This is a genomic window from Shewanella sp. HL-SH4 (assembly GCF_051164845.1).
Classification (GTDB): Bacteria; Pseudomonadota; Gammaproteobacteria; order Enterobacterales; family Shewanellaceae; genus Shewanella; species Shewanella glacialimarina.
The window spans coordinates 992261-1004819 of the sequence record NZ_CP195037.1 but is presented as its reverse complement, the minus strand read 5'-3'; the positions used below and the strand labels follow the sequence as shown (position 1 = coordinate 1004819).

Annotated in this window: 13 protein-coding genes; 12 read left to right on the top strand and 1 reads right to left on the bottom strand. The window is 40.8% G+C overall.

Annotated elements, in window-relative coordinates; translation table 11 throughout:
• Positions 1-310 precede the first annotated feature (310 nt).
• The 7 genes from rppH (at position 311) to ACRWQL_RS05370 (ending at position 7558) form a co-directional block, all read left to right on the top strand.
• On the top strand, positions 311-835 hold the full coding sequence (gene rppH, locus ACRWQL_RS05400; protein WP_226410719.1) for an RNA pyrophosphohydrolase: 525 nt from the start codon (positions 311-313) through the stop codon (positions 833-835).
• Positions 836-860: 25 nt separating this feature from the next.
• Complete coding sequence (ptsP, locus tag ACRWQL_RS05395) at positions 861-3095, top strand: phosphoenolpyruvate--protein phosphotransferase (RefSeq protein ID WP_434952689.1); 2235 nt, start codon at positions 861-863, stop codon at positions 3093-3095.
• A 29-nt stretch (positions 3096-3124) separates the two neighbouring features.
• Positions 3125-3925 carry a sulfite exporter TauE/SafE family protein gene (locus tag ACRWQL_RS05390; RefSeq protein ID WP_434952688.1) on the top strand — a complete coding sequence of 267 codons (801 nt, stop codon included), beginning with the start codon at positions 3125-3127 and terminating at the stop codon, positions 3923-3925.
• A gap of 556 nt (positions 3926-4481) precedes the next feature.
• The gene (locus ACRWQL_RS05385) at positions 4482-4730 is read left to right on the top strand and encodes a MerR family transcriptional regulator (protein ID WP_434952687.1); all 249 of its coding nucleotides are present in this window, start codon (positions 4482-4484) and stop codon (positions 4728-4730) included.
• Positions 4730-4951 (top strand): hypothetical protein, encoded by a 222-nt coding sequence (locus tag ACRWQL_RS05380; RefSeq protein WP_434952686.1) that lies wholly within the window; start codon positions 4730-4732, stop codon positions 4949-4951. Before ACRWQL_RS05385 ends, ACRWQL_RS05380 begins: the two co-directional genes overlap by 1 nt.
• On the top strand, positions 4951-7197 hold the full coding sequence (locus ACRWQL_RS05375; protein WP_434952685.1) for a heavy metal translocating P-type ATPase: 2247 nt from the start codon (positions 4951-4953) through the stop codon (positions 7195-7197). The genes ACRWQL_RS05380 and ACRWQL_RS05375 overlap by 1 nt, the downstream gene beginning before the upstream one ends.
• 10 nt (positions 7198-7207) lie before the next feature.
• Positions 7208-7558, top strand: coding sequence for a cupredoxin domain-containing protein (locus ACRWQL_RS05370; protein WP_434952684.1), 351 nt, complete (start codon positions 7208-7210; stop codon positions 7556-7558).
• 380 nt (positions 7559-7938) lie between these two features.
• Here the strand turns inward: ACRWQL_RS05370 and ACRWQL_RS05365 are convergent, their stop codons facing one another.
• A complete protein-coding gene (locus tag ACRWQL_RS05365; RefSeq protein WP_434952683.1) occupies positions 7939-8790 on the bottom strand; it encodes a thymidylate synthase in 852 nt (283 codons plus the stop codon).
• A 344-nt stretch (positions 8791-9134) separates the two neighbouring features.
• On the opposite strand from ACRWQL_RS05365, the gene nhaA reads away from it, so the two are divergent.
• From nhaA to ACRWQL_RS05340, 5 genes are all read left to right on the top strand, one after another.
• Complete coding sequence (gene nhaA / locus ACRWQL_RS05360) at positions 9135-10307, top strand: Na+/H+ antiporter NhaA (RefSeq protein WP_434952682.1); 1173 nt, start codon at positions 9135-9137, stop codon at positions 10305-10307.
• On the top strand, positions 10307-10696 hold the full coding sequence (locus ACRWQL_RS05355) for a hypothetical protein (RefSeq protein ID WP_434952681.1): 390 nt from the start codon (positions 10307-10309) through the stop codon (positions 10694-10696). The genes nhaA and ACRWQL_RS05355 overlap by 1 nt, the downstream gene beginning before the upstream one ends.
• 173 nt (positions 10697-10869) lie before the next feature.
• Positions 10870-11802, top strand: a complete 933-nt coding sequence (gene nhaR, locus ACRWQL_RS05350) for a transcriptional activator NhaR (protein ID WP_434928560.1) — start codon at positions 10870-10872, stop codon at positions 11800-11802.
• A 40-nt stretch (positions 11803-11842) separates the two neighbouring features.
• A complete protein-coding gene (locus tag ACRWQL_RS05345) occupies positions 11843-12091 on the top strand; it encodes a succinate dehydrogenase assembly factor 2 (protein ID WP_434928561.1) in 249 nt (82 codons plus the stop codon).
• The gene (locus ACRWQL_RS05340; RefSeq protein WP_434952680.1) at positions 12072-12521 is read left to right on the top strand and encodes a protein YgfX; all 450 of its coding nucleotides are present in this window, start codon (positions 12072-12074) and stop codon (positions 12519-12521) included. The genes ACRWQL_RS05345 and ACRWQL_RS05340 overlap by 20 nt, the downstream gene beginning before the upstream one ends.
• The last annotated feature ends 38 nt before the right edge of the window (positions 12522-12559 follow it).

Below are 12559 nucleotides of genomic sequence, written 5' to 3'. Positions count from 1 at the left end.
TTTCGTTAATGTAAAATAGTCTTTTTTGTTGTTCAATCTATTGTTTTTAATGTATTTAATGTTTGTTGGTTAAATTTAAAAACACTTTGTAACAAGTGGTTTTTTAATCAAATTATTAAGTTTACGCAAGTTTCAAACAGACATATCCACAGATTTTGTGGATAACGAGTCTGTTGAGAACATTTAGTTGTTGATAAGAATGCATAAAAGCTATAATTATCCCATAGGATGCTGCAAATAGGGGTTTGCTGATAAGCAAGCTTTGTGAAACAATCACATCAATGAAAATTTTTGTGAAATTGGAGTCCATGTGATTGATAGCGACGGCTTTCGCGCAAATGTGGGCATCATTATCTGTAATCAGTCTGGTCAAGTTATGTGGGCGCGACGATTTGGTCAGCATTCTTGGCAATTTCCACAGGGTGGGCTTGATGAAGGCGAAACAGCCGAACAAGCCATGTATCGCGAATTATATGAAGAAGTGGGTTTATTACCTGAACATGTTCAAATTTTGACTACTTCTCGCTCTTGGTTACGTTATCGTTTACCGAAGCGGCTAATTCGACAAGATAGTAAACCTGTGTGTATCGGACAAAAACAGAAATGGTTTTTGCTACAACTAAAAGGTCATGACAATACCATTAACTTGAATTCTTCAGGCCATCCTGAGTTTGATGATTGGCGCTGGGTGAGTTATTGGTATCCTGTTAGGCAAGTGGTGTCTTTTAAGCGAGACGTATACCGGAAGGTGATGAAGGAATTTGCAATAATCACGCTAGCTTTGCAAACCAGAGAGATTCATCACAATAGGCGAAGAGGCCGCAACCGAAATTAAGGGCCATCATTAAAGGATAAATAAAGTGTTAAATACACTTAGGGATATTACACAGGCCGTTGCCGCTGCTAACACATTAACAGCGGCATTATCGCTATTGGTTGTGCAAACTAAGCATGCTATGGCCACTCAGTGTTGTTCTATTTATCTTCTTGAGCACCAGCAGCTGGTGCTTTCTGCTACAGAAGGATTGCATCAATCTGCTGTTGGCCATGTTCGAATGCCATTAACAGAAGGGTTAGTCGGATTAGCTGCTGAACGCGAAGAAGCGGTTAATTTAGCTGATGCAAGAATTCACCCGCGCTTTAAATTATTCCCTGAGGTTGAAGAAGAAGAGTATCGCGCTTTTCTTGCTGTACCGATCATTTATCAAAAAATGGTGGTAGGTGTCATTGTGGTTCAGCAACCCAATCCTCGCCAGTTTAGCGAGGGTGAAGAAGCCTTTTTAATGACATTAGCGGCGCAATTAGCCGTAGTGATCCGCAGTTTAAAAAATAAAGCGGCTATTACTAATGTGCAAGACCAAGTGGTCTTTAATGGCACCACAGCATCAAGTGGCATTGCAATCGCTAAGGGATTGGTACTCGGGGGGGTTATTTCCCTAGAACAAGCTGATTTAGCATGTGAAAGCATAGAGCATGAAACCACTCGGGTTAAATTAGCCATTAGTCGCAGCAAAGATATGTTAAGTGCTATTTCACAGCGATTTGAACGTGATAAAGCAGAAGATGTGGCCTCTATTTTTTCCGCTTTTAAACTGTTGCTCGATGACAGTAGTCTTGGGGGGGAATATATTCGAGAAGTTGCCGCAGGTTGGCGAGCTGAATCTGCAGTAAGTCGAGTATCTATCCGATATATTGATCAATTCTTGGCAATGGATGATCCCTACCTTAAAGAACGAGCTAGTGATATTCGCGAGCTCGGTCAAAAGGTGCTGCGTCAGTTAATTGAGCCCGATAGGTTAGAGTTTGAACCTGAAACACCGGTCATTCTGGTTGCTAAAGAAGTCGATGCGACTATGTTGGCAGAATTTCCACGGCATAAGTTAGCCGGTATTGTGACTAAACTGGGTGGTGTTAATGCCCACGCAGCAATCCTTGCAAGAGCTCTAGGTGTGCCTGCATTGGTTGGTGTTGAGCAGGTATTAGAGACCAATATAGATAATAAGCTATTGGTCCTAAACGCCAACCGAGGCCAGTTACTGGTGTCGCCATCACCCGCAGTGGTGGCCGAATATCAAGCACTTATAAGAGTCGATGCTGAAAAACAAAAACGCTTCTCTGCCGAGCTGTCTTTGCCTGCAAAGACACTTGATGGCAAACGTATTCATTTATATTTGAATGCGGGTCTATTGAGTGGGATTGAGTCTGATATTGCTGATGGAGCCGATGGCATAGGCTTATACCGCACCGAAATTCCCTTTATGTTGCATCAACGATTCCCTAGCGAAGCAGAGCAGATTAAAGTCTATCAAAGGGTATTAAATGCAGCGGGTGATCGTCCTGTTGTAATGCGTACACTTGATGTTGGTGGAGATAAACCCTTACCGTATTTCCCCATTAAAGAAGACAATCCCTTTTTAGGTTGGCGAGGAATTAGGCTGTCGCTTGATCATCCTGAGTTGTTTTTAATGCAATTAAGAGCGATGTTACAAGCGGGTGGTAAAGGTAAACAGTTACAAATTCTATTGCCTATGGTCAGTAACCTAGATGAAATAGATCAAACTATAGAATATCTTGATCAGGCTTATGATGAGTTAAATATTGAATTGAATAGTATGCTGACACGACCAAAAATTGGTGTAATGCTTGAGGTGCCTGCATTGCTGTATCAATTAGATGATGTGGCTAAGCGAGTTGATTTTGTCTCTGTAGGTAGTAATGATTTAACTCAATACTTGTTGGCTGTAGATCGTAATAATCCTAATGTAAGCTCATTGTTTGATAGCTATCATCCCAGTATTTTAAGGGCGCTAAAGCGCGCATTGGATGAGTGCCTACTGCATGATTTAGATGTTAGTGTTTGTGGTGAGCTTGCGGGTGAACCCTATGGTGCGCTTTTATTAGTGGCTATGGGATACACCAAGCTCAGTATGAACCAGGCGAGTTTAGCGCGAATTAATTATCTTCTTCGACGAGTATCGCACTCCCAATTAAACCAAGTACTGACAATTTGTTTATCTGTTTCTAATGCCGCCCAAGTGAAACAAGTGCTGTTTGAATTTACTCAACAACATCAGTTAGAAGATATTTTACACTAGTTTATATTTATCAATGTTAAGGGAATACCTTGGAAAATTTGTTACTGGTTTTTTCAATATGTCTTGGATTAGGGGCAATTGTAGGTTTTTTGGCTGGATTATTAGGTATTGGCGGTGGGCTGATTATCGTACCCGCATTATTGTATATTCTGCCTTGGGTAGGCATTAACTCTTCTTTATTAACTCATGTCGCTATTGCAACGTCATTGAGCACCATTATTTTAACCTCTTTATCTTCAGCAACCGCACACCATAAACGAGGTAACATTCCTTGGGCGTTATTTAAACCAATATTCCCTGGTATTGTTCTAGGGGCATTGTCAGCGGGTTTTGTGTCAGAAATGATCCCATCGGATCAGCTACAGCAAGCTTTTGCGATTTTTGTGATATTGATGGCCATTCAAATGGCATTTCCCTTTAAGTCAAAAGGCGAAGGTAAGCTACCTCCTTCATGGGTGTTGTTTATTGTGTCTATTTTAATCGCATTAGTCGCAGGTATGATGGGAATTGGTGGCGGGGTATTATTAGTCCCCTTTTTAACCGTTTGCGGTTTACAAATGAAACAAGCGGTAGGTTTCTCCTCGGCAAGCGGTTTTTTAATTGCTATCGCTGGAACGACGGGATATGTCATTGCAGGTTTTGATGCGCCTGATTTGCCCTCTGGTACCTTAGGTTACATTTATCTACCAGCATTATTCGGTATTATCATTAGCTCAATGATTTTTGCCCCTGTTGGCGTCAAAGCAGCTAGCACCTTACCTACGCCAATACTAAAAAAGGCCTTTGCAGGTCTTTTGTTGGTAGTAGGTTTGAAATTGATTTTTAGCTAATGAGACTAGTCCACAGATATTCATATATTAATCAAAGGGAATTTTATACTTTCAATTAACTGCGATGTAATTAGCCGTTTGTTTAACACGACTTTGCTACCGTCGTTATGTTGATTTGAGTGGACGAAATGTATGCAAGAGGTTTTGTTAAATATAGCGATAATATTATCACTAGTAGGGCAGTTCTTTATCTCTAGCTTCGCTTTGTCTAATAAAATGCTTAAATCTTCACAACTGAGGATATCTTCCTCAATAGCAATGTCTACTGCAATGGTCATGTCAGGCCCATAATCATCTACCTTTTTTCAAAAAATCACCGTTTATAACATTAGAAGCGCCACTATTAAAGGTGAAGCCGTCAAGTTAGTTAATCATCAAGAGTTAATGGCTATCATCATGAAACAACATACTAAAATGATGCCGCAGCCACCTTCTAATAATAGGACGCTCAAATGCGCTCTATTATTTTAATATTCAAACCTTGCTTGACCTGTGTGTAACACATAGGTTTATAGTCAAGTTAGTGTAATGTTTAATGCTAGCTTTGGGAGGCAATATGAAAGTGAATCAACTTGCTAATGAATTAAGTATCACCGCCGACACAGTGCGCTTTTACACACGTATTGGACTGCTTAATCCCAATAAATCGCCCGTTAATGGTTATAAAATTTATAACGGTGAGGATAAGTCGCGTATGCAATTTATCTTAAGCGCTCGTAAGCTTGATTTTTCAGTCGATGAAATTAAAGTGATTTTTTTAAGACCGACCACGGTGAAAGTGCCTGTCATCTTGTGCGGGCATTAGTGAAACAAAAGCTGGATGAAACACAGCAGCAATTTAATGAAATGGTCAAACTAAGAGCAAGGCTTTCACAAGCCGTTGAGCAATGGTCAACCATGGCAGATAACTTGTTGACAGGAAACATGGTTTGTAACTTGATTGAAGGTACAAATCAAATTGACAGCCCTAAATCAAGCGTTGCTCAACATGACAATATCAAATTGATGTTAAGGGAGATTAAGTAATGGAGAACACAACACACTCAACTATGCAGCTCAATATCCTCGGAGCAGGCTGCGCGAGTTGTGTGGGCAAAATTGAAAAAGCGATTAACAGCGTGCAAGGCGTTGATTCGGCCGAGATGAACTTTGCCGACAGAACGGTACTGGTTAAGGGTAAAGTTGCTGCCGAGTTGATTATAAAAGCGGTAGAAAGTGCCGGTTATAACGCCACTCAAATCCAAGCTGAGTCGGCAGAAGATGCCATGAACGAAAAAGAGCAGGCTGATTTACAGCATTATAAAAGTCTATTACGCCATACCATTATCGCCTTATCAGTCGGTATTCCGTTGATGATTTATGGACTTTTTATTGGCGAAATGACGGTGTCAAGCCTATCAGAGCAAGTGGTGTGGGGACTGGTTGGTGCAGTTACTCTTGCCATTATGCTGATATCAGGTAGGCATTTTTATATTGGTGCTTGGAAATCTTTTTTAAACCATAACGCCAATATGGATACCCTCATCGCCTTAGGAACAGGAACGGCTTGGATATATTCGATGTTAATTGTGGCATTTCCGCAGTGGTTTCCTGAGATGGCAAGGCATGTTTACTTTGAAGCGACCGCCATGATTATTGGGTTAATTAATCTTGGTTTAGCACTAGAAGTGAAAGCGCGCGGTAAGACCTCTGAAGCCATTAAGCGTCTTATTGGCCTGCAAGCTAAAACGGCTCGAGTTATCCGTGATGGAAAAGATGTCGACATCGATATTGCTCATGTATTACTTAACGATCACGTAAGAGTTCGTCCTGGCGAAAAAATCCCAGTCGATGGGGTCGTTATTGAAGGTAAAAGTACCATTGATGAGTCAATGTTGACCGGGGAGCCAATGCCGGTTGAAAAAGCTGTTGATGACAACGTTGTAACCGGTACTTTGAATAAGTCTGGATCAATCATATTTAAAGCTACTCGTGTTGGTAAAGATACCGCACTGGCGCGCATTATTAGTATGGTCAAACGGGCGCAAAACTCTAAGCCGCCGATCGGTCGTTTAGCTGATGTCATAGCCGCTTACTTTGTGCCAGCCATTATGATCATCGCTATTGTCAGTGCCATGGTGTGGTTTAACTTTGGTCCTGAACCATCGAGCGTATTTGCCATCGTGTCTGCAACAACAGTATTAATTATCGCTTGCCCTTGTGCGCTAGGACTGGCCACACCAATGTCGGTCATGGTCGGTGTGGGTAAGGCGGCTGAGTCGGGTGTGCTAATTCGTAACGGTGAAGCATTGCAAACTGCGTCTAAAATCACCGCCATGATTTTAGATAAAACCGGCACCATTACCGAAGGTAAACCGCAAGTTACCGATATTATTTTGGTTAATGCCGACAGTGAAGAGCAGGTCCTTGCTTTATCTGCTGGGATTGAAAGTCACTCAGAACACCCATTAGCCCAAGCCATTGTTGAAAGCGCGCGTGCTAGAGGTATTGATGCGATCAATACTGACCACTTTACTGCCATTTCTGGCAAAGGTGTAGAGGCGCAGGTTGATGGACAAACATTATTGTTTGGTAATCTCAAATTAATGCAAGACAAACACATTGATATTGGTCTCCATGAAGCTAAAGCCCAGGTATTAGCGGAAGAGGCTAAAACACCGATGTATTTGGCACTTGCAGGGCAGTTGTTGGCCATTATTGCTGTATCAGATCCGATAAAGTCTGATTCCATCGAAGCGATTGCGAGACTCAAAGACAGTGGCATCAAAGTGATTATGTTAACCGGAGATAATAGCGCGACCGCGGCCGCTGTGGCTAAAAAAGTCGGTATTGATGACTTTTTCGCCGAAGTAATGCCAGAAGATAAAGCCAAAAAAGTCGCTGAACTTCAGCAACAAAATGAAGTGGTTGGTATGACCGGTGATGGCATTAATGACGCTCCAGCGTTAGCCTTAGCTGATGTCGGCTTTGCTATTGGAACGGGCACAGATGTTGCGATAGAAAGCGCTGATATTACCTTAATGCGCGGCTCGCTTCATGGTTTAGCCGATGCGATAGCCATTAGTAAAGCAACGCTGCGCAACATTAAACAAAACTTGTTTGGCGCATTTATTTATAACGTCGCGGGTATTCCCCTCGCGGCAGGTGTGCTTTATCCAGTGTTTGGTATTTTGCTAAACCCAGTGATTGCCGGCGCGGCGATGGCCTTTTCATCACTGACAGTCGTGAGTAACGCTAACCGCTTACGTTTGTTTAAAGCTAAAGAACACTAGGAGGCTCAAGATGTTAATCAATTTACTGTGTATCGCATTAATCGGTTTTATTATTTGGTGGTTTTGGTTATATAAACCATCAAATGAAACTAAGGTTGACGCTAGCACATCGATACTGGTTAAAGACGGAGTGTATAAGCCAGCACGAATTAAGATAGCGGCTAATACACCTACAGAAATAACCTTTTTACGCCAAGATAAATCCGGATGTTCAGCCACCGTCTTGCTACCCGACTTAGAGATTAGCCAGGATTTAGCGCTGGATAAACCCACGACGATAGCATTACCAGCACTGGAAAAGGGCGAATATCCATTTCATTGTCAGATGCAAATGTATAAAGGCATGTTGATTGTTGAGTAAGTATTATGAGAGTTAAACAATCAGAGTTAAACCATGAGAGTGGACAAAGCCCATATAAGAAAAAGAGGATAGTCGTGATATATCAGGAAAATGTCGTATTAAGCCAAAGCCTTAAGCAATATACGCGATGAAAAATACAAACTGGTGAGACTTCACATCAATCTACTTGAAAGTTAATAATTGAAATCGGTAGCTATTCTGGGGATGACTTTTCAGGATTAATACACTTTAAAATCATCATAGTAAAAATACACTCAGTCAATTTTCCATTCAACTGCTACCAGCCCCATTACAATGACAACTTTCTCAGTTGAAAGCTGTTATCGTAACGAGGAGCTTTATTCACAGCCCTAAGTTGAATCTACTGATTTACGACTTAATTACACCGCAAACGGGTATTGAATAGCATCGTGATGCTCATATCCTTCTACCTTAAAATCCTCTAAGGTTACCCAGGTTTCAATGTCTTTGAGGCTTTTTATGTCTGGGTTAATAATCAATTTGGGCACAGCTAAAGGTTCACGCTTCAGTTGGATATCGCGCATGGGGGCTAATTGGTCTTCATAAATATGAGCATTAACAATTTTATGGTAAGCCATACCGGGTTTTTTACCGGTTATTTGCGCCATTAATGCTAATAATACATAGACCTGAACCATATTGAAGTTTAAGCCAAGCGGCACATCACAGCTACGCTGAGTGCTGTTTAAATACAGAGTGTCACCCAATAATGAAAAGTGATGCTCGTACATACAAGGGCGTAAGCAGCCTAGATCAAATGCGCCAGGGTGCAGGAAAGTTAATATTTCGCCTCGATTATCTATACCTTTTGAAAGATCATCGACAATACCTTGCAATAAATCAACATGACCGCCATTCGGTTTTGGAAATGCTCTGCCTAAAGCGCCATAAATTAACCCTAAGTCATCTTCGCCTTTACGATTAGGGTTGTTAAGCCATGCTTCATTTAAGTTTGCATTAGCGTCCCAGGTTTTTGTGCCCAACGCACGAAAGTCAGCGGCATTTTGATAACCGCGCATATAGCCGATAATTTCAGCTATGGCCGACTTCCAAAAACTTTTCCGAGTGGTAACAAGCGGGAATTGATTATTGGCAACATCATAACTCAGGTCGGCATTAATAACGGTTAAACAGCGTTTGTTGGTTCTTTCATTATTAACCCAAGTGCCTTCGTCTACGATACGTTGGCAAAGATCCAAATATTGTCTCATGATATCCCTGATTTTTTAATGTGCTATAGGTTTAGATTATACCTATGAGTTGTTTGAGCATAAATAACTTAATGCAGTTAATTGGAACGGTTGAAATATGCACAGTAATTCAGGCAAGATAAAGCGATTGAACTTTATTAATAAGTAAATCATAAAGCTAGTGGTGTTAATAAGAATAAACAGGCTATTGTAGTGTTTAAGACCCATTAATGCGGCTTAATATAAAAATTATGATGTATTATTAAGCCAACTCGGTTTTTTCGAGGTATTAGCTCGAAACATTCGATTATATTTATGTTATTCATTTAGTATAGACTCAAAGCATCGATTTTTAGGAGTTACATATGGAAAGAGCACTTAAAAACTTCTTGAGCCAAGAGTCAGCAGGGGGGATTATTCTGATGATCTCCGTTGCCTTGGCCATGATTTTAGCAAATTCACCACTGTCGGGTTTTTATGAAGGCTTCTTAAATACAGGCGTTCAGGTTCGTGTCGGTTCACTGGATATTAATAAGCCATTATTATTATGGATTAATGATGGCTTGATGGCATTGTTCTTTTTGTTAATCGGCTTAGAAGTTAAACGTGAATTACTGGAAGGCGCGTTATCAACTGTTGCTAAAGCGTCTTTACCCACTTTTGGTGCAATCGGGGGGATGGTATTTCCGGCATTATTTTATCTGATGTTTAACTATTCAGATCCTGCTACTCAAGTCGGCTGGGCTATTCCAGCAGCAACTGACATTGCTTTCGCTTTAGGTATTATGGCCCTATTGGGTAGCCGAGTACCTGTTTCACTTAAAGTTTTTCTATTGGCTTTGGCGATTATCGATGACCTTGGTGTTATCGTTATTATTGCATTATTTTACAGTACAGACTTGTCGATGTTGAGCTTGATCATTGCGGCTATCGCAATTGTGTTAATGATTGCGCTTAATCGTAAAGGGGTCACCTCATTAGCGCCTTATGGATTGCTTGGTTTTATATTATGGGTAGCGGTTCTAAAATCGGGAGTACATGCGACGCTTGCCGGGGTAATTATTGCATTCTGTATTCCATTAAGGGCTAAAGATGGTACTTCACCCTCTGAGCATTTAGAACATGGTTTACATCCTTGGAGCACATTCCTAATCCTGCCCGTATTTGCTTTTGCAAATGCTGGGTTATCGCTTGCTAATATGACGTTAGGCTCATTTGCTGAACCAATAACGATTGGTATTATTTTAGGTCTAGTATTGGGTAAGCCAATTGGTGTGCTATTGTTTAGTTATTTAGCCGTGAAGCTAAAGTGGGCTGAATTGCCACCAGGGATAGGCTGGGGACAAATAGCGCCTGTTGCTGCAATGTGTGGTGTTGGTTTTACTATGTCAGTCTTTATTGCTTCACTTGCCTTTGAAAACTCTCCAGCAGCATTTGGTGATTTTGCAAGACTTGGTATTTTAACCGGATCTTTACTTGCAGCATTAATCGGCTATTTCTGGTTGGACAAAGTGTTACCTAAGAAAGGAGCAAAATAATGAAATTACTATCCGTTATCGCTTTTACAGTCACTATTGGAGTGTTTACCACCCCAGCTTTTGCTAATTCATTTGATGTCTGTTTAACCGACTCTGACAGTCCAAGCTGTAACAGTTATCTTGAAGGTGTGGTAGATGGTGCTTTGATGTACCGTAAAAATGTGCCTGCAAAGAAGGTTAATGCTGACGGGGGTTATGAGTCGCGTGCACTTAAATACCGTGCTGGCAAACGTTATCAAAAAGCAAACGCAAAATACTGTGTCAGCCATATTCCTGATAGTTCAGATATTGTTGATGCATTAACTGAGCAAGTTTCTATGGGTAACGTTAGCAACAGTGATGATCTTGAAACTGTGATTAATTCACTGATGGATTGTCGTAGTCAATAACGACTTCACTTTTACTGTGCTCCTATATAGAAAATCGCTCACTTATGTGGGCGATTTTTGTTTCACAGGAACTGACTCAGTGACTGTCACATTAAGTGAAATTAAACTGTTTGTAATGTTGAAGGTGTTTATACCTTCATTGAAAAAGATGTATTTTTTAAAAGGCTGACTCTATGCAACATCTTAATTATAATCATCTTTACTATTTTTGGATGGTTAAACGAAAAGGTTCAGTTGTTAAAGCTGCTGAAGCATTGTGTTTAGCGCCTCAAACTATCACTGGCCAAATGCGTTTACTAGAGGGAAGGTTGAAGGGCGCACTGTTTAAGCGAGTTGGGCGCAATTTAGAGGCTACTGAACTCGGTGAAGTCGTTTATCGTTATGCCGATAAAATGTTTAATTTAAGTAATGAAATGCTTGATTTGCTTAACTATCAAAAAGACTCCTCTGTACTATTTGAAGTCGGAATTGCTGATGCTTTGTCCAAAGCGCTGGTGAGCAGGGTGCTATTAACTGTTATTCCACATGATGGTTCGATACATCTTGCGTGTTATGAGTCGACTCATGAAAGCCTTATCGCTAGATTACGTGAACATCAGCTAGATATGATACTGTCAGATTGTGCTGGTGGGGCATTGAAGTACACTGATATTTTATCTAAAAAATTAGGTGAATGTGGGGTAAGCTTTTTTTGTGCGCATCCTATTGATGCTGAATTCCCTGCGTGTTTAGAGCAGGAAAAGTTGCTAATTCCTGGGATCCGAACATCACTTGGGCAGCAGTTGCATCGCTGGTTTGCTGAAAAAAACCTTAATGTCAGTATTTTAGGCGAGTTTGATGATGCAGCTATGATGAAAGCATTTGGATATTTTAAACGAGGTATTTTTGTCGCCCCGTCTATTTATCGTCATGATATACTTTCGCAAGGAATGGTTTTGTTAGGCGAAACCACCGATATTAAAGAAGAATATCATGTCATGTTTGCTGAACGGATGATCCAACATCCGGCAGTGAAAAGCTTGCTTGAAACTGATTTTACCGATTTATTTTTAGGATTGGATCAGCAAGTACAAGATTTTGATAATCGCATAGGATTAGTGGACTAACCTCAATGAGGTTAACCTAAATTTTCGCAGGAGTATTGCGTTGGAATTAATGAATATTGCCAGAGTCCGCTGGGCTTGTCGCCGCGGAATGTTAGAGCTTGATGTATTGCTTCAGCCGTTTGTTGAGGCACAATATCAAGATATGTCCGATGAAGATAAGCAAACTTTTATTCGTCTGCTAGAGTGCGAGGATCCAGAATTATTTGCCTGGTTTATGGGGCATGAGCAATGTCCAGATACTTTGCTTGCAGCCATGGTCGTAAAAGTTCGTGGACGTCCAGCACCGTAAACAAGCCTCAAATAGCACTCACACAAGCTTGTTTGTGTTGAGTGCGTCGTTTAATCAGTACTTATGCTACTGGATAATTTTTGCTGTTGTCATGACAAGCTTTATTGCCTGGCCACAAATGGACTCAATTTTATTTAATAGCTTTTTCTATATATTGATACTGCTTGTGCCTGTGGTTTTTGCTTGGCAGCTATTGGTATTAAGAAAATGGCAGTGTCAGATAATAATTGATGGGGAATTAGGTGGGCGCTTAGTAAATGGTCAATCATTTACTTTTGGTAAAGCGGCGTTTATTTGCCCGTTATTTTGCTTACTTTATCTAGAGTTTGAAGACGAGTCGCGTCAAATATGCTGTGTTTGGGCAGACATGCTAGATGACTCTCAATACAGAACCTTGTGTCGCCTTGTCAATCAAAGTAGCCACGTATAGCAAGCCGTTTAACGGCTTGCTATACGGGTTTAGTCATC